The following is a 25,563-nucleotide window of genomic DNA, read 5'->3' on the forward strand; positions in this document are numbered from 1 at the left end:
TCCCCTCATCGCGGGAGACTTCCTAGCATCTTGCGAAGAGTTGGGCAGCTACAGCGGATAGCTCGACACCAGAAGCTGCGTTGCCCAGTCGCTCACTCCACGCGGACCAATAATCGAAGGGTAACGGCGAGGCCCGGCCGCAGCAAATGGTCTGGATTGGGAAATTCCACGGTCAGCTGAGTGGTCTGCGTGTCGGGATTGAACTCGTAGCTGGCCGCGACGGGACGCCCCTTGTGCGGATAGGTCTCGCCGGTCGGCAGGACAAGACTGAACTCAAACTGCTCGGGATTCCTGACGATCCCGCCGCGCTGGAAATACAGGGCGGCCGGAGCCTGGCTGATCACCCGGATCGGATCCAGCTGGACGATGGTCGCCAGACGGCTCTCATCGCGGGCCTCTTGGGTGATGTACACGCCTTCCTTGACCGAAGGCCGGCTTATGAGGCCGGAAATCGGGGCATGAAGGCTCATGTCACTCAAGGCCAGCTCGGCGAGTTGCACGTTGGTGCGGGCTTCCTCGGCCCTGGCTGCAGCGATGTCCCGCTGGGCTTCCGCTTCGAGCAGTTGCACCTCGGAAGTCACGTTCCGGGTCCGGAGGGTCTGGGCGTTCTTCAGGTTCACCTCGGCAAGACGCAGCTGCGCTTCGGCCTGCTTCAGGCTCGCCTGGGCCAGTGCGAGCGCGAGTTCCCTGTCCTTCGATCTAAACTCGAACAGGAGGTCGCCTTCCCTCACGAACTGACCGGCGGTGAAGTGGATCTTGCTCAAAAGCCCATCGAGCCGGGGCGCCACCTCCACTTCGCGCGCGGCCGCCACGGTTCCCTTGTATTCAAGGACGTCCGGCGCGGGCTGCTGTTGGGCCGCAGCGGGCTGGATTATCAGGCAAGCCAAGGTTAGTGCCGGGATGATCCCGAGTGCGAGCAATCTCGCGGAGACTGTCTCCATTGAGATCATTGTAGCCTCCTGTCCCATTCAACCTCGCCGTATGCGGCATCAGCAAGCTACCGGATGCCGTGGTCCGTCAAGGACTTCGATCTTACGAGCTGAAACGCAAAGGGATTACGGCTCACAAAGAGAGAAGTCATTCTTTGTGCGCTCGCGCGGGACCGCCCAAAGCCCCCGGTCGAGATCTACTTCCGGCCACTTCATGTCTCCGACTTGATCGCGTCGCTGGCCCGTTAGGATTACGAGCCGAGCGATACGGTCATAATCGTGATCGCGGCAGGCCCGCCAGATTGCTACCAAGTCGTCGTCCGTAATCACGTGCTCGCGGGAGACTTTGCTGGCCACCCGCATGGTGCCTCTGACGGGATTGGATTCAGCGGGCCCAACTACCACCGCTCAGGCGAAAGTGCGGACAGAGCGGCGCGGGCACGGTTGGACGCAATTGGCCCGCTCTGCTCGGCAATTTCCTCCAGCCGGGTAGCAACAAGAGCCCGTCCGATCTTCTCGAGGGGCAACTCCCTTAGAGGCAGCCAGTGTTTCCTCAGGTGGCGCTCCACCTCCTCGAAGCTGCGCGGTTCGAAAGCCGTTCCTGGTACATACAACATCATGGAGACGAAATTATTGCGGTCCGGTGTGCCTGACCGCGGACCCGGAAAGGTAGGTCGCAAACGCCTCCATAAAGGATTGCGCTAACGGTGTCGGTAGGCGCTGGCGGAGCCTGAGTTGGACAATCCCACTCTCAATCCAAGGCTCAAAAGGGCGCACAACAACACCCCGATCGGTGAATTCACCGGCGGAAAACGGATCGACGATGCTAACTCCCGCACCCTCGGCTACAAGAACACAGGCAGTATACGTCAAGGGTGTTTCGATGAGCGTGCTGCAGTTGATCCCAGCCAGTGCAGTATCGATCCTTGAACGAAACAAAGTTCCTGATGCGATCCCGATAAGGCGCTCGTTAGCGAGGTCTTGGGGCTGGATGATCGGATGACTTTCGAGCCTGTGACCTTTGGGGAGAGCAACAACGGCCGCCGACGGGATTGGGTCGACCAAAAAGCCGGGCCGCTCAAGGGGGCCTGCTGCATACCCGAATTCTGCTTGGCCTGCAGCAACCGCCTCGACAACAAGGTGCGATGGCATTCCAAGCACTGACGCATGCACCTGCGGGCGATCCCTCAAGAACTGCCCCAGAAAACGTGGGAGGGTGCCAGAGGCAAGGGCAGGAAGAACAGCGATACGTAGACTGCCAGCAGCCTGTGTTCGGATCGCTTGCGCCAGATCGGCAATCCGCGAGAGGCCGGCAAACGAGCGTTCGACCTCGGCCAGGAGTGTCGCCGCGGCAGGAGTCGGGGTGATCTGGTTCCCCCGCCGCTCGAAAAGGGACAGGCCGGAGGAGACCTCAAATTCCCGCACCAATCGGCTGACCGCAGGCTGTGTGACCCCGAGCAGTTCGGCGGCAGCTGTCATGCCGCCGGTCAACATGACCGCTCGAAAGGCTTCTACTTGGCGCAGATTGATGCTGGGCAAGACCATCGCTCCATAAGGATACGGAATGGAAGCATTTTCATTTCTGATTTGACGTTATGAACGTGCTCTGGAAGGCTGGCAAGCATCCGCAAAAAATCATTCCGCGAGCGGAGGGGAGAATAAAATGACGAGGAAGAATTTAGCGCGCGCCGTGTGCCTAGCCGGGATCAGCATGCTTGCGATCAGCCAAGCCCAGGCCCAGCAGAAGGTTCTGTATTTTGCCTCATATGGCGGCTCCTTCGAGCAGGCGGTCCGCAAGGAAATCATTCCGCCATTCGAGGCTAAGCATGGCGTTAAGATCGAGTACGTTGCCGGCAACTCGACAGACACATTGGCGAAGCTCCAAGCGCAGCGCGGCAATCAACAGATCGACGTGATCGTGGTCGACGACGGTCCGGCGTATCAGGCCGTGGCGCTTGGGTTCTGTGGGGATCTGGAACAAGCCGATGTCTACAAGGACGTCTATCCGGTCGTGAAGTTCAAGTCGAACAAAGCGATCGGTGTCGGCCTCGTCGCAACGGGGCTCATGTACAACAAGAAGGCCTTCGAAGAAAACAAGTGGCCGGCCCCCACGTCATGGGCGGACCTGAAGGATCCCAAGTTCAAGAAGAAGCTCGTTGTTCCTCCCCTGAACAATACCTACGGCGTTCATGCTGTCATCGCAGCGGCGGCCTTGAACGGCGGCGGCGAGACGAACATCGAGCCCGGCTTCCAAGCCTTCAAGAACGAGATCGGCCCGAACGTGCTTGCCTATGAGCCGTCGCCCGCGAAAATGACGGAATTGTTCCAGAACGGACAGGCCGTCATCGCGGTCTGGGGATCGGGACGCGCAAAGGTCTTGGCCGATACGGGCTTCCCGGCGGAGTTCGTCTACCCGAAGGAGGGTGGCATTGCGCTTGGCACCGCGGCCTGCACGATCGCGGGGTCGAAGAACAACAAGGAAGCCCAGGCTTTCGTGCAGTATCTGGTGTCCCCGGATGTGCAGCGCATCTTGGCCAAGAGCGCAGGATTCGGGCCCGTCAACCAGACTGTGACGCTCTCACCCGATGAGCAGAAGGGCATTCCTTACGGCGAACAGGCAAAGAGCCTGCGGGCCGTTGATTGGGATGTTGTCAATCAGCACCGCGAAGACTGGAACAAGCGCTGGACCCGCGAGGTCGAGCGGTAAGCGCGTTCTCGGACCCGATCTTTAGAGGATCTGACCTATGTCCTACCTGGCTCTCGAGCGGCTGACCAAAGCCTACGGCGGTGTGTTGGCCGTCGAGGCACTCGATCTGACGGTTGCGAGGGGCGAGTTCATCTCGCTCCTCGGGCCGTCCGGTTGCGGCAAGACCACCACCCTGCAGATGATCGCCGGGTTCGTCGAACCGACCTCAGGTCGTGCCATGCTCAACGGCACCGATCTCTTTGGTGTCCAGCCTAACAAGCGTGGGCTCGGCGTCGTGTTTCAAAGCTATGCTCTGTTCCCGCATGTCACCGTCGCGGAGAACGTGGCGTTCGGCCTTGAGATGCGGGGCGTTCCCCGTGCCGAGCGCGAGCAGCGCGTCAAGCAGACGCTTGACCTCGTCGGTCTGTCGGGACTGGCCGACCGTTATCCACGCCGGATGTCCGGCGGCCAGCAACAGCGCGTGGCCCTCGCCCGCGCGTTGGTGATCCAGCCGGCGATCCTCCTGCTGGATGAGCCCCTCTCCAATCTCGACGCCAAGCTGCGGGAGGAGATGCAGACCGAGCTCAGGGCAATTCAGCGGTCCGTTGGGACCACGACGATCCTGGTGACGCATGATCAGGGTGAAGCCATGGCGTTGTCGGACCGGATCGTGATCATGAACAAGGGACGGGTCGAGCAGATCGCGCGGCCGGACGAGGCCTATGCCCGGCCGGCGAGCGCCTTCGTCGCAAACTTCCTTGGAAAGACAAATACCCTTCCGGCAAAAGTGGTGAATGAGGGCGGCCGGCATGTTGTTGATATCGCCGGCTTTCGGCTCCCCGCCCCGGGCCGCTCCCCGGCGGGTCCAGTAACCGTAACCGTTCGTCCAGAGCGGATTTCATTCGTTGATGATTCGGCGCTTGGCGTCCGGGGCCGCGTTCAATCGCGGGTTTTCCAAGGAACGCACTGGCTGTTTCATATCGAAACAGAGTTGGGTGCCCTCATCGTCCTCCGACAGAACGATGGCGCAGCAGTGCCGCTGGAGGGCCAGGATGTTTGTCTGGCATGGGGTGAGAACGATCTCTTGATCGAAGCCTCGAGAGGCGTGTGATGACGGTGAACCCGAAGCTCACTCCGCTGCTCCTCAGTGGTCCGGCCCTTCTCGTTTTTATCGGTCTTGTGATCTCACCGCTTGTGATGACGGCGCTCCTCTCGTTCTACGATTGGGGGCAGTACAAAGGGATCGTTGCCGAGTTCACGATCAAGAACTGGCACGAAGTCATCGCCGACGGGTACTACTACGAGATCTTTGGGCGCACGTTGCGGATCGCCTTGTTCGTGACCCTGATCACAGTTCTGATCGGCGTTCCCGAGGCTTATATCCTGAACCGGATGACGCCGCGGTGGCGAGGTGTGTTTCTCCTTGTCGTCATCGGGCCGCTGCTCATATCCGTGGTCGCACGGACTTTGGGGTGGGCGCTCTTGTTCGGCTCGACCGGCTTGATCAGCCAAGCATTGCTGGCGCTGGGGATCGCGCGCGAGCCTGTCGATCTGATGTTCACTGAAACCGGAGTGGTCATTGCACTCACGCACGTTCTGGTCCCGTTCATGGTTCTGGCGGTCATGGCCGCCCTGCAACGCCTTAACCCCGACGTCGAAAATGCCGCCATGTCCCTTGGGGCATCCGCATTCACCGTCTGGCGGCGGGTGGTCCTGCCCCAGATCGTGCCTGGAATCCTGTCAGGTTCAGTGATCGTTTTCGCACTTGCCGCGAGCGCGTTCGCCACGCCTGCAATTATCGGAGGGCGGCGCCTGAAGGTGGCGGCCACACTGGCATATGACGAGTTCCTCAACACGCTGAACTGGCCGCTCGGCGCGGCGATCGCGATGATCCTTCTCGTTGCGCTTGTTGCCATCATTGTCGGATCCAACCGCCTGATCGAACGGCGCTACGCACAGGTGTTCGAATGAGACGCAATGGTCCTCTGGCACTTGTCTTCCATGCAATCTTCGTCGCGTTCATCCTCGCGCCAATTGTCGTGGTCTGTGCCGTGGCCTTTACCCCTGAAGGGTACCTGTCACTGCCCACGAAGGGCTTCAGCCTGCGCTGGTTCAAGGCGATCCTCGACTATCCAGAGTTCCTCCGGGCCTTCAGAGACAGCCTGTGGCTTGCGGCGCTTTCCTCGACGATCGCGATCGGCCTTGCAGTGCCGGCGGCTCTGGCAATTGCCCGCTACCGCTTCATCGGGCGAGAAGCCATCACCGCATTGTTCCTGTCGCCGCTGATGATTCCTCACGTCGTTCTCGGCATCGCATTCCTGCGGTTCTTCTCACAGATCGGCTTGAGCGGATCGTTCCTGGGATTGGTCCTGAGCCATATCATCGTTGTCCTGCCCTTTGCCTTGCGCCTGGTGCTGGCATCCTCGTATGGAATCGACCAGCGCATCGAACATGCCGCCATCTCCCTCGGGGCCAGTTCTTTCGTCACCTTCCGCCGTGTGACACTACCGCTCATCATGCCCGGCGTGGTGTCGGGTTGGGTGCTGGCCTTTATCAACTCGTTCGACGAGGTGACCATGACCGTGTTCATCGCCTCACCCTCAACCACAACGCTTCCTGTCCGGCTGTTCCTTTACATTCAGGACAATATCGATCCGCTCGTCAGCTCGATCTCTGCGTCCCTGATCCTGATGACAGCGGTCGTGATGATCGTGCTTGATCGACTGTTCGGCCTCGATCGTCTCTTCCTCGGGAGCGCCAAGAGCTAGAATTATGACACAGAACAGCGCAATCCGTTTGGAATCAGAGATCGCCGTCATCGGCGGGGGCTTGGTCGGGTCAGCCACGGCCTATGGCCTCGCCCGCCAGGGCGCCCGCGTCCTCATGTTCGACGAGGGTGATATCGCCTATCGCGCCTCCCGTGGAAATTTCGCTCTGGTGTGGGTCCAGTCCAAAGGACTTGGCATGCCGGAATATGCAACTTGGACCAAAGCCTCTGCCGAACAGTGGAGCACGCTGGCGAAGTCTCTGCGGGATGACACGGATATCGATGTGGCTCATCATCAGCCCGGCGGATTCATACTGTGTCTCTCCGAGGCCGAGATGGAGGCTCGCATCAATGCGATGCGCCGCCTGCACAACCAACCCAAAATGGTGCAGTACCCGTACGAGGTTCTGGATCATGACGAAACCAAACGGCGCCTGCCGGCCATCGGCCCGGATGTCGTCGGCTCGGTGTTCTGCCCCCTTGACGGGCACGTCAACTCCCTGCGCCTGTTTCGTGCTCTCCACACGGCAATAGCGCGATTGAAGGTCGATTACCGTCCGAATTCGCCCATCGAGTCCATCAAGCCGGATCATGATGGCTTCCTGATCAATGGACCCTGGGGACAGGCGCGCGTCCAGAAGGTGGTGCTGGCGGCAGGTCTCGGCAATGCGCGGCTCGCGCCCATGGTCGGGCTTCACGCCCCCGTGCGGCCAAGCAAGGGACAGGTCATCGTGACCGAAAAGGCCGCGCCTTTCCTGCACCATCCCATGGTGACGGTGCGGCAGACCGACGAGGGCGGCGTCATGATCGGAGACAGCCAAGAGGATCTGGGCTTCGATACGGTTGTCACGCCGCCGGTTATCTCCCTGATGGCGCAGCGCGCCGTGCGCATGTTTCCGCTCCTCGCTGGCCTTAATATCGTGCGAACATGGTCGGCCCTGCGTGTCATGAGTCCTGACGGCTTTCCGATCTATGACCAGTCCCAGAGCTGTCCTGGGGCTTTTGTCGTCACCTGCCATTCAGGCGTGACGTTGGCAGCCAATCATACGCTCACTCTCGCTCACCATATTCTCGAGGGAACGCTTCCTGCCTCCCTTGAAGCATTCAGCTCCCGGAGGTTTCATGTTTCGTCGGCTGCCTGACCTCGGCGGTGAGACCGTCAACTTCACGATCGATGGTCGTCCTGCTACTGCTCGGCTGGGCGATACGGTTGCGGCGGCTCTGCTCGCATCCGGCATGGAATCCTGCCGGACCACTCCCGTCTCTGGAGCGCCGCGCGCACCCTATTGCATGATGGGCGTATGCTTTGAGTGCCTGGTCACGATCAATGGGATCGGCAACCGGCAAAGCTGCCTGATCCCCGTGGCTGAAGGCATGGCAATCGAAACCCAGAAGGGCGCTCGATCGATCGCATCGGAGTACTCGGCTAAGGGAGATGCCGCATGAAAACGATCAAGGACGTTGCGGCTCTGTCCGAGTGCTATGATCTGCTCGTCATCGGAGCCGGACCTGCGGGAATGGCCGCAGCCGCGACCGGCGCCGAGCAGGGCCTCTCGACGCTGCTCATCGATGAGAACCCTGCGCCGGGTGGCCAGATCTATCGTGGCATCACGACGACGCCCGTGGCGGCAAAGGAGACGCTCGGCGCTGATTACTGGCGCGGGACCGATCTCGTTCGTGATCTCACGGCCAGTGAGGCCACATATGCCCCTGAAACAACCGTGTGGAGCGTCGGTCCGGCAGCCGAGGGCCCGAGCGATCCGGGTCGTATGGAGGTCGGTGTCTCCGTCGGCGGAGCGGCCCGTCTCATTCAGGCGCGACAGGTCATCGCCGCAACAGGAGCCCTGGAACGCCCATTCCCCATTCCGGGCTGGACCTTGCCGGGGGTGATGACCGCCGGCGGGGCTCAGATTGCCTTGAAGACCTCGGGTCTTGTGCCGGACGGCAGGGTCGTCGTGGCCGGATCCGGGCCGCTCCTGTATCTTCTGACAGCGCAGTTGCGAGCGGCCGGTGCGAAGATCTCCGTGATGCTCGACACGACTCCGCACGAAAACTGGGGACGTGCGATCAGATACGCATCGGACTTCCTGCGTTCGCCGTACCTGGGCAAGGGTCTCAAGCTTCTCCTAGGGGCGCATCGAGGCATGCGGATCGTGCGCGGCATCACGGCGATCGAGGCCGATGGCGACAGCCGCGTCAGGAGCGTGCGCTTCCGCCATGGATCAAAGGAGGAAGAGCTTCCGTGCGATGTCCTGCTGCTCCATCAGGGCGTGGTCCCCAATATCAATCTTGCGAATGCGGTCGGTTGCGCTCTCGACTGGGACGATGATCAACTCACGTGGGTGCCACAGACGGACGAATGGTATGAGACGTCGGTAAAGGGATTCACGATCGCGGGCGACGGAGCGGGGATTGGTGGCGCCGAGAGTGCAGCGCTCCGTGGACGTCTTGCCGCGCTCGGCGCCGGGCATCGCCTTGGACGACTCTCGGCCAAAGACCGCGATCAGATGGCGGCACCGGTCCGAACCGAGCTGATGCGCGCCGGCCGAGGACGGCGGTTCCTTGACGTGCTCTACCGGCCGGCCAAGGCATTCCGTGTGCCGAAGGCGGATGACACGATCGTCTGTCGGTGCGAAGAGGTGACTGCCGGGAAGCTGCGTGAAACCGTGGCTCTGGGCGTCGCCGGTCCCAATCAGATGAAGTCGTTTCTCCGTTGCGGGATGGGGCCGTGCCAAGGCCGGCTTTGTGGGCTGACGGTGACCGAGTTGATCGCCGATACGCGCGGTGTCTCGCCCAACGAGGTGGGGGGGTATCGCCTTCGCCCGCCGATCAAGCCGATTACCCTGGGCGAACTGGCCGCCTTGCCGAAAACACCAGCCGCCATCAAGGCAGTCGAACGGTGAGCGGTGTGTTCGGGGGAGGGGCCCCTGATGTCATTGTTATCGGGGCGGGCATCCACGGATGCTCGACAGCCCTGCATTGCGCGATGCGTGGGCTCAAAGTCCTCGTCATCGAAAAGGACCACGCCGGGCGTCATTCCTCAGGGGTGAATGCCGGGGGCGTGCGCCAGCTGGCAAGACACGTGGCCGAAATCCCGCTTTCGGTTTACTCCATGGAGCTTTGGCATCGCATCGCCCAACTCGTTGATGACGATTGTGGCTTTACATCGGACGGACAGGTTCTGGTGGCCGAGAGCGAGGCCGAGTACGACAGTTTCCGGGCCCGCGTGACCGAACTGAACAGCTTTGGCTTCTCGCATGAGGAACTGATCGACGCCCGAGAGCTTCGCCGCTTGGTCCCGGCTGTTGCGGAAACTTGTCCTGGAGGAATCGTGTCCCGTCGCGATGGTGCGGCGCTTCCATTCAAAACGACGCAGGCGTTCCGACGGAAGGCTGAGGCGTTAGGAGTGCGCTTTTGCGAGGGTGTCCGTGTGACGGGTATCCAGGCTGAAGGTTCGGCCTGGACGGTAAGCACAAATGTCGGAGCCGTCCGTGCCGCCAAAATCGTCAATGCGGCCGGAGCCTGGGCCGATCGTATTGCGGCCGACCTGGGTGAGCCCGTGCCGCTCGAGGTCATCGCGCCGATGCTCATGATCACGGCAAGAGTGGAGCATTTCATTAAACCGGTGGTGATCTTGCGCGGCCGCAAGTTGTCGTTCAAGCAGTTCGCGAATGGCACCGTCCTGATCGGCGGCGGTCATCTTGGGAGAGCGCTACGAGACCAGAACACCACGGTTCTCGACTGGGCGAAGCTCGCCGAAAACGCCAAAACGGTTTGGGATCTTTTCCCGATCATGCGTGGCACCACCATCGTCCGCGCTTGGGCGGGAATCGAAGCTCGCATGCCGGACGATCTTCCAGTATTCGGGAAGAGCCGCATCCATGAAGGCATCTTTCATCAGTTTGGCTTCTCGGCTCACGGCTTCCAGCTAGGGCCGGGAGCCGGCGCAGTGATGGCCGAACTCATTGCCACCGGCAACACGAATACCCCGATCAGCGGCTTGGGCATCGAGCGTTTCGCCGCCTGATTTTTCTTTCAACGCAGGAGAGGACAATATGACGATTCAGAGAAACATCCGTACGCCGATCATGCATCGTGCTGTCGAGGCAAACGGCTTCGTCTATATCGGCGGCACGATCGCCGATGACACAAGTGTCTCGATGGGTGAGCAGACCCGCAACATCCTTGAAAAGATCGCCGGTTACCTGAAAGAAGCCGGTACAGATTCGACAAAGGTCGTGTCGGCGTCGATCTTTGTCACCGACCTGTCGAAGAAGAAGGAGATGGACGCGGTCTGGACCGAGTTCTTCGGTGACAATCTGCCGACCCGCGCCACAGTCGGCGTTTCGGATTTGGGCGGCGGCGCCTTGATTGAGGTTGTCGTCACGGCCATCAAGGGCTGAGCCGAAGGCCCAACCAGTCGAGCTCGGCGGGTTCTCCACGGCGGCGTCGCATCAGGGCGCGTCCGTCGGAACCTCCCAGCGTCCTTACCTGACGCTCGCAGCCGCGCCACAGGCTCCAGCATTCAGTGCTGGAGCCTGTCATTTAGCTCAACCTCGCGAATGCGAGGCAGGTAGCCGTTTGCTGGTGATCGGCGCGCACTGCAATGACGGATCTATCGGCAGAGCAGGTGTGAGCCGAGATACCGAGCGGCTGGCTCATTCCTAGCCTTGCGGAGCGATGTCAGTCTTAAACCACTTCATCGACAAGGTCTTGACGGTTCCGTCCTTGATTGCTGCCTGGATGGCCTCGTCGAGGGCTTTCTTCAGCTCTTTGTCTTCCTTGCGCAGGCCAGCGGCAATGCCGGCACCGAGTACACCGCCGGTGAGCGAAGGACCGACGACACCGTAATCCTTGAACTCGGGCTTCTCGAGGGTGCCGATGATCTGGGCAGCACCGGCAAAGACCGCATCGATGCGGCCTGCGGCAAGATCGAGATCATGCTGCTCCGTGGTCTTGTACTCGCGGACATCGGCCATACCCTTCAGGTACTTGTCAGCGAAGTTGGCCTGAATCGTCGATCCTTGCACACCGATGGTCTTGCCCTTCAGGAGTGGCTTGAGATCCTCGATGGCTTTCTCGGCCGCAGCCTGCTGCGTGCCTAGGTTGAGGGTCTGGCCGGTGCCTGGCATCTTGGCGAGCGGCGAGTCCTTCGCGACCAGGAAAACGCTTGGAGTGTCCGCATACGGTACCGAGAACTCGATAGCCTCCTTGCGTTTGTCGGTGATCGTCATGCCGGCCATGATGGCGTCGTACTTCTTGGCCTGGAGGGCCGGGATGATGCCGTCCCAGTCCTGGGCCACGATCTCGCACTTCACCTTCATGCGCGCGCACAGATCGTTGGCGAGGTCGATCTCGAAGCCCTCGAGCTTGCCGCCGGCTCCCGTGAAGTTCCACGGCGCATAGGCGCCCTCGGTTGCGATCTTGACGGTCTTCTCCTGGGCCGATGCCCCGCCGAAAGCGAGCATCGCAGACAGGAGCGAAAGGCTAGTCAGTTTGACGAGCTTCATTGCTGTTCTCCCGGTACAAGCGAGTTACAAACCCACACAAGATGGCTTAGCGGCAGGTTCTATACCTGTGTCAACCAGCCTAACTCACAAGGCAAGGCTTAACTGTAAAACGCGACTGGCTGGGCCTGAATGCTCAATAAGCGACACTGAACACGCTCACGCCCATGCCGTTAGCTGGCTTGAGAACCGCGCGCTGGTTCATGTTTCAGGCCAAGGAGGTAGTCTGCGCATCCGATGAGAGCTTCCCTTTTCTCTTTAGCGTAGGTCGCTCGATCATAAATTCCGGCGACACCAGCTTTGTGCCCGGAGATGTGGTTGACGATCGCCTCAATAACATGGGGGAGGTTCCCAAGATGTGGTAAGGCTTGCCTGCCGGAATGGTAAGGCTGGAGATGGATTGCCGTGAAAAGCGCATGGGACCTTCTGGTAAGCAGCTCACTGCTCGCCAGGGATTATTCCCGATTACATAATCTGGTGGCCCATGTGCAAAATCAAAAAGATGAAGAGATAATGATGCTTGCTGATCCCTTGTGATCAGACAGGCTGCCAGGTCGTGGATCTGAGGGGCATTCGAGCCGGGGCGGCTGTAGCACTTCAAAGGCCATTCGGATCTCGCAGGTTTGAGTCTGGCTCCCGGAGACGTGAATGGGGCAAGAACCCAGTCCAATTCCTGTCACGGTCACTGCGGTACGCGCGGACCATCGCGGCATCATTCTCACAATCCGAGAGCATCATGCGAGCATCGGCCTTCGCGGGCGCCGGTAGGGTTCGCGGCCATGGGCCTCTGCTGCGAACCGCTGCACCATCCTGTTGTCTTCAGAGCACGGCCCATGCGGGCGGGCCGTATGGGTGGGGCGATCGCCACCACCCATACGAAACGCAGCTCATCGCGAGGAGACACGGTTCATGAACTGGCAGAGGGCCGCCAGGTCTGCCTCATAGCCATCGGGGGACGCGAGCACGCCGGCGCAGGTCTTGCGCAGGCGTTGCCTGTCTGCCGGGCTCATCGCCGCCCACTCGGCCGCGATGCGATTGTTGACGCCGGGATTCTGGCCCGGCATTCCGGGAACGCCCGGGGTGACTGGGCCACCGATCACGCCGCCCGTGCCGGGTGGATTCGTGCCCGGTGGGTTGGTGCCTGGCTGGCCAGGCGTGCTGGGCCCGCCGGTGCCGCCCGACCCCCCGATGCCGATTCCGACCCCTGCGCCGATCCCGCTGGTGCCTCCCACGTTGGCTCCGACGCCGGCATTGACGCCGCTGGCTCCGCCGATCGAGGCTCCAGCTCCGGCATTCACCCCGGTCGCGCCGCCGATGGAGGCGCCCACTCCGGCATTCACACCCTGGGATCCTCCGATTGAGGCTCCGACGCCGGCATTCACGCCACGCGAGCCTCCGACACTGGTGCCGAGCCCGGCATTGACCCTATTGGAGCCGCCCACGCTGGCTCCAGCACCCGCACTCACGCCTCTGGATCCGCCGACATTGGCTCCCGCACCGGCATTGACGCCATTCGATCCACCAAGACTGGCGCCGACACCCGCCCCGATTCCGCGGGAACCGCCAAGGCTTGCACCCACGCCGACGCTGACGCCTCCCGAACCGCCGATGCTCGCACCGATACCGACTCCGGCCCCGCGGGAGCCGCCGAGGCTCGCGCCGACGCCCGCGCCGATGCCGCCCCGGCTTTCACTCTCCGAGCCCTGGGAGCCACCACCGCGACCCTCGCGCGCTTCGGAAAGCTGCGGAAGCAAACATAACGCAGCTATTGTTGCCGCGCTGCAAACAAGTTCTTTGCGGCTCTGCTGTAGTTTATTCCATTTCATCGGCACTTCTCCCGTGAGGCAGCGATCCCTGAGCTGCTTCTCAGAGGAAGAACAAAGGTTAGGAGTTGTTCCCCAAACGGGGGATTTGAGGGTAACTCTTTGTGGTTAGGTATATTACTATGTTTCACGATAAATTGCAGGTATTCGGTTGCCGATAGGAGGTTCAGTTCAAGGAGTCTGATCAACATTTGTGGCCGAACGAAAAGCCAAGCTATGGTCCGTCATCGGTCCCGCTGCGTGCCATTTCGGGTGGGGATCAAGTTCCCGGAGGGCATGCTTCCTTGGAGCCGTTTTCACTGGCGTGGGATCGCCTCTCTTCTTTGGCTTTCCGCATTCCAGACGGCAAACCGGATCGACTTCACTGAAGAATACTCTCAGGGCGATTTTGCGTAACCTTGTCTCTTTCGCAGAGATCACGGCTTCCCAGCTTTTACCTTTCGCCTCTGTTAAGGCTGTGAGGATTTACCTGCGAATCCCGCTTCCTTGGCGGCAAGATGCCATTGCTTCCATGTTATGAATATGCTCCTGAATACCCTCTAAACATGTAGGGGGCCAAGAATGGCAAAAATCACATGGTTGCACTCCTCCGGTTTCAACCTGGCGGAGCTGAGGTTCTATCTGCCGTTGAACGAAGCAGGTTATACGCGCACCTCAACCCTGTACGTCACCAAGTACACAACGAACGGGGCCGATAGGGACGAGTACCGGGGGATCGGCTTCACGTACAAGAACGGCATGTTGGCAGGCGGCACCCTCACCAGCATCACCGGCTACGAAGACGGTCAGAAGATGGGTGTGCTTGAAGGATTCAAGCTCGCCATTACCGATGTTGTTGCGGCATCCAAGACCACGTCGACGAGCGACGATATGGCCTTGTATCGGAAGATGCTGGCCGGCAACGATACGATCACGGGCGGGAGCTCTGCCGACAGGTTGGACGGTTTCGACGGGAACGACACGATCACCGGCAACGCGGGCAACGATGTGCTCAGCGGCGGTCTGGGCGCGGATGTCATGACCGGCGGGGCAGGCAACGACACCTATTATGTCGATAATGCCAGCGACCGGGTGGTGGAAACCTCCACCGGCGGAACGAGCGACAAGGTCTACACGACGGTGAGCCATACCCTCGCCCAGTACGTGGAGCACCTCTACGCGCAGGGCTCCTTGTCCATCAACCTGAGCGGCAACACCCTGGCGAACACCATCAAGGGGAATGCCGGCGCCAACAGGATCGATGGCGGATCGGGCGATGACGCCCTCTATGGCGGGGCAGGCAACGACACCCTTTATGGCAGGGCGGGCAAAGACACGTTCGTGTTCGATACGGCGCTGTCCTCATCCAACGTCGACAAGCTCGTGGACTTCAGCGTGCAGGACGATACGATCCGCCTGGAGAATGCCGTCTTCAAGAAGCTCACGAAGACGGGCACGCTGAGCACGTCCTTCTTCACCGTCGGCCCGAAGGCGAAGGATACCAACGACTACATCGTCTACGACAGCAAGACCGGCGTGCTCTCCTACGACGCGGATGGTTCGGGCAATGGGGCTGCCGTGAAGTTCGCGCAGCTCGCCACGAACCTGAAGCTGACCAACGCCGATTTCGTCGTCATCTAAATCATCGATGTGGGGAGGGGCCCATGCACGGCCTCTCCCTTGCTTAAAGGTCGAGGCACCGGCCGCACGGCATCCAGGTTCAGCGATCTTCCGACGGGGAGATTTCAGCGGGCCGCCGTCATGCCGGCCGCTTCGGGCACGGGACTCTTCGTCAGCACCATCTTGCCGGCGCGGCTGCAGGACACCGTCACGAAACCGTCGTCGGCGTTGATCCGGACGCTCGTCTCGTTATCGTTGTTGACCGTCTGAACCGGCGCTTCGCCGATCTCCTGCGCAGCCTCGGCAATGATCGACAGGCATTCGGAATAGGGCATGGCGGCGACGCGCGTGTTGGCGTCCTCCGCGAGCACGGCCGCCGTGGACGAAAAGATCGCGAATGCGCCCAGAATGGAAGTTACTGCCAAGGCTTTCATCAATCTGTCCTCCCAGCGACCGGAAGATCACCACGTCCGAGGTCTTGCCGCTGTGCCCTATCGCACACGGTGGCAACGTGTCCGATGCAGGGGCGTTCCTGGTAGAGATGTCGCAGGAGAAGTGGCGATTGTCCGTGGAGAAAGCCTAGCCGCTCGATTCTTTAAGGCTCGCTAACATCTCCCGCCCGCGGCGTTCCGCACGCTCGAGGGCTTCGGCGAGAATGCGGCGCGTTTGCCGGGCCGCGGCACGGTTCCGGCTGCCGATCTGCGCGAGAATCTTCTCCGCTTCCGCCTCGTGGCGTCTCTCTGGCATGCGCAACTCCTCGAAACCATCACGCTTCTTGAGCAGAATGCCAGGAATGTTTCAGGGTTCCTGACAGGCTTGACCGTGCGGCATCTTGGACCTTGCGCGCCGGGCCCGAATGTAAGACAGTTCCATCGACAGCAAGAGGCCCGCACCTGGATGCAGGGCTCGTCATGGGGCCATTTTCCCATCGATAGCAGTGTTCTGTTGGTTGCGTATTCCCTGCCGGTCGCGGCACCGTTCCGGCCGGCGGAACGATCTCTCGGCGTGTTTTTCCATTGTCCTTGGGACCGCAGCGTCCCGTTGAAATTGCGCATTCACCTATGATTCATCCCGGAACCGTCAGGGGGTGTTCCATGAGAACTCACGGACCAGAACTCTTACAGGACGCCCTTGAACTCAGAGCCCATGTCAGAAGCCTGAAGGCTCTGCTCGAGCTTCAGCGTTGTCAGATCGAGGCTCTGCACGAGCGGCTCTATGCTCCGGAATCGGGCGGGAAGGCCGCCCGGCGCCTGCTCGCGCTCAAGCTCAGCGAGGCGGAGGCCGCACGCAGGCGCAAGCCGGAATCGTGAGCGATGCAGGGGCTGTTTCCGCAGGCGTGGAACCAGCTCCCTTCCTCGGCGCACAGCACTCCGTGACGGCGAGACGGATCGGCTTCGCCGCACGATGCGCTAGCGCCGCTGCTTCCTTTCCTTCAGGAAGAGGGTGTCCAGTTCGGGGATGCTGAACTGGCCGGGGTTCCAGGATGCCACCAGGTCGGGAATGAGTTTGCTCGGACTCGCCTTGCCGAAGAGAAAGCCCTGGCCGAGGTCACATCCCTGACTGCGCAGGAAGATCGCCTGCACGGATGTTTCGACGCCTTCCGCGACCGTGGTGATCCCGAGGCTTTTGCCGAGGCTGACGACGGCCTGGAGGATGGCCGGATCGTCGGGATTGCTGGCGAGGTCATGCACGAAGGAGCGGTCGATCTTGATGATGTCGACCGGGAATTGCTTGAGATGCGAGAGGGAGGCGTAGCCGGTCCCGAAATCGTCGAGGGCGATCTTCACGCCCTCCTCGCTCAGAGCCCTCAGGTTCTTCTCGATGAATTCCGCCCCCCTGCCGAGGAACACGGTCTCGGTCACCTCGATCTCGAGGCAATGCGGCGGGATGTCCGCATTCCGCAGGCGCTCCAGAATCCGGTCGGCGAAGTCCATCCCCCTGAACTCGGCGGCGGATGCGTTGATGGCGACATGGCCGAACGGGATGCCCGATTGCAGCCAGCGCCGCATGTCGTCGAAGACCATGTCGTGCATCTGCTTGCTCAGGGCCATGGCGAGATGCGGGTCGTCGAAGGCGGCCTGGATGCTCCCGGGGAGTTCGATCCCCGCGTGAGGATTGCGCCACCTGAGCAGCGCTTCGAAGCCGGCGATTTCGCCGGAGCTCAGGTGCACCTTGGGCTGGTAGAAGGGCTCGATGCTGCGAGCATCGATTGCCCCGCGTGCATTGTTGCGCATTTCCACTTTCCGCTGGGCCTCCGTGCGCATGGACGGTTCGAACACCATCATCTTATCTCGCCCGGTAGCCTTGGCCGTGTAAAGGGCAATATCGGCTTGCTTCACGAGGTCGGCCGCTTCCGTGGCATGATCCGGCCAGATGCTGGCGCCGATGCTGGCGCGGCAGTCGAGCGGGCGTCCCGCATAGGGAAGCGGCTTGTGCAGCTGCTCCTGGATCGGCGCCAGGAGAGTCTTGATGTCCTGCTCGTTGTCGATCTCGGGAAAGATGATGGCGAATTCGTCGCCACCGTTGCGGGCGACCGTATCGATCGGGCGCGCGGCGGCGCTCAGGCGGTTGGCGACCGTCTGCAGAACCGCGTCCCCCGCGTCGTGGCCGAGCGTGTCGTTGATCTCTTTCAGGTGGTCCACGTCCAGGATCACCAGACCGAGCTTGCGATTGCGGCTGGCGGACTGCTCGAGGGCTGTGCTCAGGCGGATCTGGAAGAGCGCCCGGTTGGGGAGCCGTGTCAGGTGATCGTGGTGCGCCGCCCAGAGGATCTTTTCCTCGGCTTCCTTCTGAGCGGTGACGTCGCTGATGATCCCTTCCAGGAACTGGGGCTCTCCGGATGCATCATAGATGCACTGTCCACGATCCGCCATCCAGCGGGTTTCGCCGGACCGCGTCCTGATGCGGTACGCCACATCGAAGACCTCTTTGCTCCGGAGGCTGTTGGCGATGGCGCCATCGACCATCGGGAGATCGTCGGGATGGATGATCTCTCCCCACCGGATGGTGCCGTCCAGGAATTCGCCGGCGGTGTATCCGGTCAGAGCCTCCGCTCCCTCGCTGACAAGGGTGAAGGGCCATGGCGCGGCCGTGCCGCATTGGTAGACGATCCCCGGCAGATGATTGATGAAGGTGGAGAGTTGGCGCTGGCTCTCGCGCGCCTGTTCTTCCGCCATCTTGCGGGCGGTGATGTCTTCGGCGACGGCAATCGTCGAGACGGGGCTCCCCGTCTCGTCGCAGACGAACGACACATTGACGGCACACCAGATCGCCGTGCCGTCCGGGCGCAGGTAGCGCTTCTCGAGCTGGAATGGCAGGGCGCTCGCGAGATGCTGTTGCTCAAGCGCAATGCCTCGTTCGATATCGTCCGGGTGGGTGAACGCGCTCATCGGGAGGCCGTCCAGCTCGTCCCGGCTGCGCCCGACCATGTCGCAGAAGCGCTGATTGACCATCAGCACCCGTGACTGCCGGTCCCGGTGCAGGATGCCCACCATGGTTTGTCCGAAGACGGTGGCGAGCTGCTGCTCCCGTGCCTGGAGGGCCTCCGCCGCGCTGCGCCGCTCATCGATGCTGCGGAAGATGACCATGAGATCGTCTCCCACCGGCGTGGCATGCACCTCGTACCAGGAGGACAGGGGTTCGAAATATGCCTCGAAGACCCGCGTCGAACGCTCGGCCATGGCGCGGCGGTAGTTCTCCTCGAAGATCGTGCCGATCGTTTTGGGGAATCTCTCCCAGATCCGGCAGCCGATGATGTCGGTCTTGATCTTCAATTCCGCTGCGGCACAGGAATTGTAGAAGGTGAAGCGCCAGTCGTGATCCAGAAAGAAGACGCAGTCGGACGTGCTCTCTACGAAGGCGAGGGCATAGCGCGAGAGGCTGGAGGCGGAATGCGGCTCGTGTTGCAATCCCGACGGCCCGCGATGGCCGGCGAGACGACGGCGCAGCCATGACTGGCCCCAAAATCGCATAGCTGCACTCTTCAAATGTTCGCTGACTGCCAAATCGGCCGCGGCCATGGGTGTGAGAATCCATCCTGCCACAGGATGAAGAATTCTATTATTTCAGTGGCCGATTATGACTTTGCCTTGGAACGGGAGGCAAGCCTTAAAACCGCCGGGAGATCCGTCCGAAGCTGATCCGGAGCGATGCGGGACGCAGCAAGGTGTCGCCTGCGGCCCGGTGCGTCGACTTGGGACGAAAAAAGCCCGGCGCAAGCACCGGGCCTTTATTCGATCGACGCGAGACCGCTTAGTTGAACTTGTAGTTCACACCGGCGCGGAACACACCGACTTCCGTGTCCCGGCGGATGTTGACGCGATCAGCCAGGGCGTAGCTGTCGCTCGTGTCGAGGTTCACGTAGAGACCCTCGACTTTCGCCGTGACGTTGTCGGTGACGGCGTATTCGAGGCCGCCGCCCAGGGTCCAGCCCCCACTCATGCTGTCGTCGCGACGATACCCGATCGCCGCATCGAGGCCCTCGTTCCCGCCGATATCGCCGAACGCGAAGCCGAGCGTGCCGAAGACGAGCGCCCGGTCGACGGCGAGACCTGCACGCGCGCGGATCGTGCCGAAATAGCCGTCGTCCTCACCCCGGTAGTAGGTGCCGCGATAGGTCGCGCCCTTGTCGCCGATGGCGGCGTATTGAAGGTCCGCCTCGGCGCCGACCACGAACATGCCGAGCTGGTAATTGTAGCCGCCCTGGACGCCGCCCAGGAAGCCGCTCTTGCGGCCGCCACCGGTGACGTTGAACGCGGGATCGTAATACTGGCTGGCGCCGGAGCTGCGGCCATAGCCGAGATTCACGCCGGCGTAGAAACCGCTCCAGGTGAAGACCGGCATGGCATTGTAGGCTGGCCCGGGGGAGTAGCGCGACGGCAGGTCGGCGGCCTGGGCGCCCGAGGCGACGGTGGCAAGGGCTGCGGTGGCGGCAAGAAGGCTCAGGGAAGAGATACGCATCACTGTCGGTCCGGGTTGGGTGTCGAAAACACGCTAGGCATTAATTGCCTGTCCCGGGTTCAATAGGCCCGGAGGAGGTACCTCTGCAATATGATTGCCTGTATTGAGTGGCGACATGCTTGACGCTTTATGAACGTTTACTGTCCATAAACCATGTCATTGCGCAGGAATTGCCGGAATCGAATGTTCGCCGCACAAGGATCACGGGATCGAACATTCCAAGCCAAAGTTTCGAGACAATGAAAACTTCGCCCTGCCTCCGAGGCAGGGCTTTTTCGTTCCGGCTCGGGTTCTGGACGCGGGCCATGCGCCTATGGGTTCATGGCGGCCGCCCGCCGGGCGATCACATCCACGTCGGCACTCATGGGCAGCTTGGCGGGATCAAGATCGGCGACGGGAAACCAGCGCGCCTCGAGCGCGTCGTCCCCGGCCCGGGGGATGCCGGCCAGCCAACGGCAGCGAACGGCGATCAGGACGTAATGCTGGCGGATGCCGCCGTCGTCGGAGGGCACCAGGATGTCGAGGGTCGTGATGACCTCCTGGGCTTCGCCCGTGATGCCCGTCTCCTCCAGGAGTTCCCGCAGTGCGGCCCTCGCGACGGTTTCCCCGAAGTCGATCTTGCCGCCTGGGAAGCCCCAAAGGCCCGCATCGGGCGGGTTGGCCCTGCGCACGAGAAGCGCCTGCCCGTCGTGAACGACCACGGCGATCACCGCGGGGATGGGAGAGGGGGCATGAAAAAAGGCTTGGCCGATCATGGCCAAGCCTTAACGCATCGGGCTGGTTTCCGGTAGCGGACGATCAGCGGGTCTGCCGCAGAAAGGCCGATTGCAGGGGCTCCACGCTCCTGGTCATCCAGCGGGCTGTGGTTTCCGCAACGTCCTTCCATTGGGACGAGGCCGTCTCGAAGGCTTGGCGCGCGGCTCCCGTCTGGGCGTTCAACCCGTCGGGAAGCCTGGAATTGTCGATCGCCGTGCGCCACAGATCCAGGGCCGCGTGGCCCTGGATCTGCAGAGCCTGGATGATCTTGTCGTTCACCTCGAGGGCGCCTTTTGCGGAAACCGCCACCGTTTCGCGCACCGCCTGACGGAGCGCTTCGCCCTGATCGCGCAGGGAGAAGACGATGGACTCGCTCGCCTTGGACACGCTGTCGGACGCGGCAGAGAGCGTAGGCGCAGGCGCCAGTTCTGCAGCCTGCGCGATCTCCGCCGCCTCTGCGACAGGCTCTGCCGCCAGTGCGATGAGATCGGCCTTGGGGGCGGCGCTCTTGGCGCTGCGGGTCCTGGTCTTCCTGGTTTCCGTCATCGTGCGTCCTCGCGGAGGTTTTTGTGAGAAGGCGCTTACTTCTTCGAGCCGGGCTGCTTCATGGCCGACTGGGCAAGCGAGCCGAATTCCTTCATCTGGGTCTGCATCGCCTCGAACTGGTTGCGAACGAATTCGGCCTGGATCTGCATGGCTTCCTGCATGTCCTTGGCGCGAACCATGCGCTGGGCGAGGTCGAAAGCGGCGGCCAGGTTCTGCTCGGCATAGGTAAAGGTCTTGCGGGTGGCGTCCTTGGCGCTGGCCTGGACGGTATTGGCCGAGCCCTCGAAGGTATCGACGGTCTTCTGGGCCGCGCTCATGAATCCGTCGATGGCCTTGCGGGCCTGCTCGACGCTCTTCTCGGCGAAGTCGCGCATCTCGGCCGGAATTTCGTAGTTCTGGTTCGGGTTCGTCGCCATAAATCGCTCCTCTTGCCTGGCATTGTGCAGTGCAATATCACATTGTGCGGTGCAAAATCAACTGCTACCGGACGTGGAGTATTAAGGTTACCCAAAAGTAAAAGGATTCAAGGGCTCAGGCCTGCTGCCACCTTGCCGACATTCGTCTAAAACCTCTTCAATACGCTCAACCTGTCAGGGGATAGGATCAAGGCCGCCATGAACGGGGCTCCCGACCGATACGAAGCGCTGATCGCGCGGCTTTCCGCCGAGGCGGACCTGGGCCTCATGGCCCGGCCCGGTGCGCCCGTGCTCGTCTGGGACAGGGCCGTCGAACGGCTCCTCTGGACCTCGCCCGCCGCGCGGGGCCTGGGCGAAGCGCTCGCCGACGGGACTGGCCAGCTTGCGGCCGACCTTCGCGCCCGCGAGCGCCTGAGAGCCCTGGCGGCCGGGGAGGCTCCCCGCGAGGGCGCGCGCCTGGAGCGGCTGCGCCTCAATCCGAGCCGCCCCTGGCAGCCGGTGTCCTGCGCCTGCCGTCTGGCGGTGCTGGAGAACGGGGAAGAGGTTCTGGTGACGGCGCTGCTGGGGCCGGTTCCTCCGGGTTTCGAGCGGCCGGGCGCGGCCTCGTTCTCCGGGAGCGCCCAGGAGGTGGCCCTCGATGCCGCGCGGATCGCCTCGGGACAGGGCTCGGCCGCGCAGGAACGGCGGCGCGCCTCCGTCCGCTTCGTCTGGCAGGCCGATGCCAGGACCCGGTTCACGCAAGTCTCGCAGGCCCTTGCCGAAGCCGTCGGCAGGCGGGCAGGGGACATCGTGGGCCGAACCTGGGACGAACTGACGCGCTCCGTCGTGTCGGATCCCGAGGGGGAGATCGCGGGATGCTTCGCGCGCCGTGAGACCTGGACTGCGAGGAATGTCTCCTGGGCGATGGACGATCCATCCCTGGAGGTGCCGGTCGCCTTGGGCGGCGTGCCGGTCTTCGGCGCCGACGGGGAGCTCAGCGGGTATCGGGGCTTCGGCCTGCTGCGCATGAGCGAGATGCGGGAGAAGACCATCCCGACTCCTGCGGGAAGCGTGACGGGGGAGCCATTCCTCACGGATGAAGCCTTGCCTTTCTCTCCTCCGGAGGAAAAGGGCACGCCCGAAGCCGCCTCGCCGGACGACGAGAGCTGGTTCTCCCATCTGCGGGAACGGGTGGCGGAGGCGCTCGGCGGACAGAAGAGACCGGCCGGCCCAGCTTCGGAAGCTCCCCGGGCGCGCCAGGCGGACGATCCCGCCGAGACGATGCGCTCCGCGCCGGCCTCGAGCCTGTCCTCCGCCGAGCGCAACGCGTTTCGCGAGATTGCCCGCGCCCTGGGCGCGAGGTTGGAGGAAAAGAATTCCGAGACGGCCGAGCCTGCCGGGCAGGCGATTCCGGAGCAGGATATGGCCCGCGAGGAAGCCTCGGCAGCCGAGCCGAAGCAGGCCGCGTCCGCCGCGCCCGCCGTTTCACGGGCATCCGACGAGGCCGACCGGATCCTCGACCGTCTCCCGGTCGGCATTCTGGTTCATTCCGGCGAGCGGCTTCTTTTCGCCAACCGCTCCCTTCTCGATCTGACCGGCTATGGAACAGCCGAACAGGCCATGAGCGAAGGCGGTCTCGTCGAGCTGTTCCGCGCCTCGCCTGCGCTGGAACCGGCGGGGGAGGACGACACGCGCCTCGCGCTCACCACCCGCGGCGGCTCGACCGTCGCCGTCGCGGTGCGCGCCTCCGGGGTCGAGTGGAACGGCGAGGCCGCGCAGCTCATGCTGATCCGCCGCTCCTTCGGTCAGCACCATGCGCAGGCCGCGCAGGACAGCCGCGTGCAGGAACTGGAATCGATCCTCGACACGGCGACCGACGGCGTGATCCTGTTCGACGAGACGGGTCGCATCCTCTCCCTGAACCGCTCGGCCGAGGCCCTGTTCGGTTATCGTCCACGCGATGTGGTGGGCTGCCCCATCACGGTTCTGCTCGCGCCCGAAAGCCACAAGGAAGCGCTCGACTATCTCGAGGGCCTGCGCTCGACGGGCGTTGCCTGCCTGCTCAACGACGGGCGAGAGGTGCTGGGTCGCGAGCGCCAGGGCGGCACCATTCCGCTCTTCATGGCCATGGGGCAGGTGAGTGGGCAAGTGAGTGGGAATGGAGGAGGCTCCGCAGACGGGGACGCGAGCCGCAAGTTCTGCGCCGTTCTGCGCGACATGACGGCCTTCAAGAAAGCGGAAGGCGAGCTCGTCGGCGCCAAGCGCGCGGCGGAAGAGGCGAGCGCTCAGAAATCCGATCTTCTCGCCAAGATCAGTCACGAGATCCGCACGCCTCTCAACGCCATCATCGGCTTTGCCGAGGTGATGCTGGAGGAGCGGTTCGGCCCGATCGAGAACGAGCGATATAAGGAGTACCTGCGCGACGTCCACGCCTCCGGCTCGCATGTGATCAGCCTCGTGAACGATCTTCTCGACTTGGCGAAGGTCGAGGCGGGCCGGCTCGAACTGTCGTTCACGGGCGTCAACCTCAACGATCTCGTCTCGTCCTGCGTGACCCTGCTCCAGCCGCAGGCCATGCGCGACCGCATCGTCGTGCGCACGAGCTTCGCATCCCTGCTGCCGTCCGTCGTGGTCGACGAGCGCTCGGTGCGCCAGATCGTGCTCAATCTCGTGTCGAACGCGATCAAATTCACCGATGCGGGCGGGCAGGTGATCGTCTCGACCGCCGTGACGGATCGGGGCGAGGTGACGTTCCGAGTGCGGGATACCGGGATCGGCATGACGCCGGACGAGGTGGAGGCCGCTCTCGAACCGTTTCGCCAGATCGCCACCTCGCGCAGATCCGGCGGGACCGGCCTGGGCCTTCCGCTCACCAAGGCTCTGGTCGAGGCCAACCGCGGCGCCCTGAAGATCGCGAGCAGCCCCAGGGAGGGCACGCTCGTGGAAGTGATATTCCCCCCGGCCCGAGTGGCGGCGCAATAACGTTATTTCATTTAAAAATCGATTGCGGATTGCTATAATGAAGCCTCATTGACGAGGCTGCCATGTTTAAATTTTTCATCATTGCCCTTTTCGCATCCTGCACGATGACCGCGGCCGGCACTGCTGCGGCACAATCCCAAACCGGCAGTCCGGAGAAGATCAGCGCATCTTTTCCCAAGGTCGCGCGGACGCCTGTCAAATTCCTCAGGTGCAAAGGGGAGATCTGCGCCTTTCAGTCCGAGACGCCGATGGCGGCCGTCATCTTTTCCGTCGATGGCAGGACGCAAAACATCCGAATGTTCAGCGTCACCTTTCATGCGAGCAAAGCCCAGATTGCCTCCGGGCTGATCAGGGATGCTCTTCGGTTCTCTCACTATCCCGAGATCAACGATATCGACCCGATATCGTTGATGAGAGCCGCGACGCCGTCCGGGCGGGATGTGGAAGTCGGAAAGGGACTGGGGGCAAGGCTGATCAACTTCACCTATATCGACAAGAACGTGTTCGGCTTCCGGTTCTATCCCACGAAAAACTAGAGCTGCCGGTGGCCCGCCTTGCGTTCGGTCTTGTGCTTCGATGGACAGGACCTGCGGATGTGGCTCGCCGGAATGAAG

24 protein-coding genes are annotated in these 25,563 nt (G+C 62.2%); 13 read left to right on the plus strand and 11 right to left on the minus strand.

All coding sequences use genetic code 11. From position 1 onward, the window contains the following. Positions 1-92 precede the first annotated feature (92 nt). Entirely contained in the window at positions 93-950 is an 858-nt protein-coding gene (locus tag E4K09_RS00260) for an efflux RND transporter periplasmic adaptor subunit (protein ID WP_166802081.1), read from the minus strand. A gap of 609 nt (positions 951-1,559) precedes the next feature. Further along, positions 1,560-2,468, minus strand: coding sequence for a LysR family transcriptional regulator (locus E4K09_RS00270; protein ID WP_244610292.1), 909 nt, complete (start codon positions 2,466-2,468; stop codon positions 1,560-1,562). A 124-nt stretch (positions 2,469-2,592) separates the two neighbouring features. On the opposite strand from E4K09_RS00270, the gene E4K09_RS00275 reads away from it, so the two are divergent. The 9 genes from E4K09_RS00275 to E4K09_RS00315 are packed head-to-tail and all read left to right on the plus strand — an operon-like array spanning position 2,593 to position 10,785. Beyond that, the gene (locus tag E4K09_RS00275; RefSeq protein ID WP_134494113.1) at positions 2,593-3,636 is read left to right on the plus strand and encodes an ABC transporter substrate-binding protein; all 1,044 of its coding nucleotides are present in this window, start codon (positions 2,593-2,595) and stop codon (positions 3,634-3,636) included. Between the two features lie 37 nt (positions 3,637-3,673). Continuing rightward, the gene (locus E4K09_RS00280) at positions 3,674-4,726 is read left to right on the plus strand and encodes an ABC transporter ATP-binding protein (protein ID WP_134494115.1); all 1,053 of its coding nucleotides are present in this window, start codon (positions 3,674-3,676) and stop codon (positions 4,724-4,726) included. Continuing rightward, the gene (locus E4K09_RS00285) at positions 4,726-5,586 is read left to right on the plus strand and encodes an ABC transporter permease (RefSeq protein ID WP_134494117.1); all 861 of its coding nucleotides are present in this window, start codon (positions 4,726-4,728) and stop codon (positions 5,584-5,586) included. The genes E4K09_RS00280 and E4K09_RS00285 overlap by 1 nt, the downstream gene beginning before the upstream one ends. Beyond that, positions 5,583-6,383: an ABC transporter permease gene (locus E4K09_RS00290; protein ID WP_134494119.1), complete on the plus strand. Its 801-nt coding sequence runs from the start codon at positions 5,583-5,585 to the stop codon at positions 6,381-6,383. Before E4K09_RS00285 ends, E4K09_RS00290 begins: the two co-directional genes overlap by 4 nt. Before the next feature lie 4 nt (positions 6,384-6,387). Continuing rightward, positions 6,388-7,524, plus strand: a complete 1,137-nt coding sequence (locus tag E4K09_RS00295; RefSeq protein WP_134494121.1) for an NAD(P)/FAD-dependent oxidoreductase — start codon at positions 6,388-6,390, stop codon at positions 7,522-7,524. After that, complete coding sequence (locus E4K09_RS00300; RefSeq protein WP_134494123.1) at positions 7,505-7,828, plus strand: (2Fe-2S)-binding protein; 324 nt, start codon at positions 7,505-7,507, stop codon at positions 7,826-7,828. Before E4K09_RS00295 ends, E4K09_RS00300 begins: the two co-directional genes overlap by 20 nt. Continuing rightward, on the plus strand, positions 7,825-9,285 hold the full coding sequence (locus E4K09_RS00305) for an FAD/NAD(P)-dependent oxidoreductase (protein ID WP_134494125.1): 1,461 nt from the start codon (positions 7,825-7,827) through the stop codon (positions 9,283-9,285). The genes E4K09_RS00300 and E4K09_RS00305 overlap by 4 nt, the downstream gene beginning before the upstream one ends. 5 nt (positions 9,286-9,290) lie before the next feature. Then, on the plus strand, positions 9,291-10,409 hold the full coding sequence (locus E4K09_RS00310; RefSeq protein WP_134494553.1) for an NAD(P)/FAD-dependent oxidoreductase: 1,119 nt from the start codon (positions 9,291-9,293) through the stop codon (positions 10,407-10,409). Between the two features lie 28 nt (positions 10,410-10,437). Continuing rightward, a complete protein-coding gene (locus E4K09_RS00315; protein WP_134494127.1) occupies positions 10,438-10,785 on the plus strand; it encodes a RidA family protein in 348 nt (115 codons plus the stop codon). A 261-nt stretch (positions 10,786-11,046) separates the two neighbouring features. Here E4K09_RS00315 and E4K09_RS00320 read toward each other — a convergent pair whose 3' ends face one another. Continuing rightward, positions 11,047-11,892, minus strand: coding sequence for a lysine/arginine/ornithine ABC transporter substrate-binding protein (locus E4K09_RS00320; protein ID WP_134494129.1), 846 nt, complete (start codon positions 11,890-11,892; stop codon positions 11,047-11,049). Between the two features lie 884 nt (positions 11,893-12,776). Then, entirely contained in the window at positions 12,777-13,643 is an 867-nt protein-coding gene (locus E4K09_RS00325) for a hypothetical protein (RefSeq protein WP_134494131.1), read from the minus strand. Between the two features lie 630 nt (positions 13,644-14,273). Between E4K09_RS00325 and E4K09_RS00330 the strand changes: the two genes are divergently transcribed. Then, positions 14,274-15,332, plus strand: coding sequence for a calcium-binding protein (locus tag E4K09_RS00330; protein ID WP_134494132.1), 1,059 nt, complete (start codon positions 14,274-14,276; stop codon positions 15,330-15,332). Between the two features lie 104 nt (positions 15,333-15,436). Here E4K09_RS00330 and E4K09_RS00335 read toward each other — a convergent pair whose 3' ends face one another. Beyond that, a complete protein-coding gene (locus tag E4K09_RS00335; protein ID WP_134494134.1) occupies positions 15,437-15,745 on the minus strand; it encodes a hypothetical protein in 309 nt (102 codons plus the stop codon). A 145-nt stretch (positions 15,746-15,890) separates the two neighbouring features. Beyond that, positions 15,891-16,058: a hypothetical protein gene (locus tag E4K09_RS28645; RefSeq protein ID WP_166802082.1), complete on the minus strand. Its 168-nt coding sequence runs from the start codon at positions 16,056-16,058 to the stop codon at positions 15,891-15,893. A 347-nt stretch (positions 16,059-16,405) separates the two neighbouring features. Between E4K09_RS28645 and E4K09_RS00340 the strand changes: the two genes are divergently transcribed. Then, entirely contained in the window at positions 16,406-16,621 is a 216-nt protein-coding gene (locus E4K09_RS00340; protein WP_134494136.1) for a hypothetical protein, read from the plus strand. Positions 16,622-16,720: 99 nt separating this feature from the next. Here the strand turns inward: E4K09_RS00340 and E4K09_RS00345 are convergent, their stop codons facing one another. The 5 genes from E4K09_RS00345 to E4K09_RS00365 all read right to left on the minus strand — a co-directional run bounded on the left by E4K09_RS00345 (position 16,721) and on the right by E4K09_RS00365 (position 21,988). After that, the gene (locus E4K09_RS00345) at positions 16,721-19,282 is read right to left on the minus strand and encodes a sensor domain-containing protein (RefSeq protein ID WP_166802083.1); all 2,562 of its coding nucleotides are present in this window, start codon (positions 19,280-19,282) and stop codon (positions 16,721-16,723) included. Positions 19,283-19,562: 280 nt separating this feature from the next. Continuing rightward, positions 19,563-20,270, minus strand: a complete 708-nt coding sequence (locus E4K09_RS00350) for an outer membrane protein (RefSeq protein ID WP_134494140.1) — start codon at positions 20,268-20,270, stop codon at positions 19,563-19,565. Between the two features lie 311 nt (positions 20,271-20,581). Next, a complete protein-coding gene (locus E4K09_RS00355; protein WP_134494142.1) occupies positions 20,582-21,025 on the minus strand; it encodes an NUDIX hydrolase in 444 nt (147 codons plus the stop codon). Between the two features lie 43 nt (positions 21,026-21,068). Continuing rightward, positions 21,069-21,572, minus strand: a complete 504-nt coding sequence (locus E4K09_RS00360) for a phasin family protein (RefSeq protein WP_134494145.1) — start codon at positions 21,570-21,572, stop codon at positions 21,069-21,071. Positions 21,573-21,607: 35 nt separating this feature from the next. Beyond that, on the minus strand, positions 21,608-21,988 hold the full coding sequence (locus E4K09_RS00365; protein ID WP_134494147.1) for a phasin: 381 nt from the start codon (positions 21,986-21,988) through the stop codon (positions 21,608-21,610). A 198-nt stretch (positions 21,989-22,186) separates the two neighbouring features. On the opposite strand from E4K09_RS00365, the gene E4K09_RS00370 reads away from it, so the two are divergent. Together E4K09_RS00370 and E4K09_RS00375 are read left to right on the plus strand one after the other, a co-directional pair. Continuing rightward, positions 22,187-24,949, plus strand: a complete 2,763-nt coding sequence (locus E4K09_RS00370; RefSeq protein WP_134494149.1) for a PAS domain-containing sensor histidine kinase — start codon at positions 22,187-22,189, stop codon at positions 24,947-24,949. A 62-nt stretch (positions 24,950-25,011) separates the two neighbouring features. Continuing rightward, on the plus strand, positions 25,012-25,485 hold the full coding sequence (locus E4K09_RS00375; RefSeq protein ID WP_134494151.1) for a hypothetical protein: 474 nt from the start codon (positions 25,012-25,014) through the stop codon (positions 25,483-25,485). The last annotated feature ends 78 nt before the right edge of the window (positions 25,486-25,563 follow it).

This window comes from Microvirga pakistanensis (assembly GCF_004458765.1).
Taxonomy (GTDB): Bacteria; Pseudomonadota; Alphaproteobacteria; order Rhizobiales; family Beijerinckiaceae; genus Microvirga; species Microvirga pakistanensis.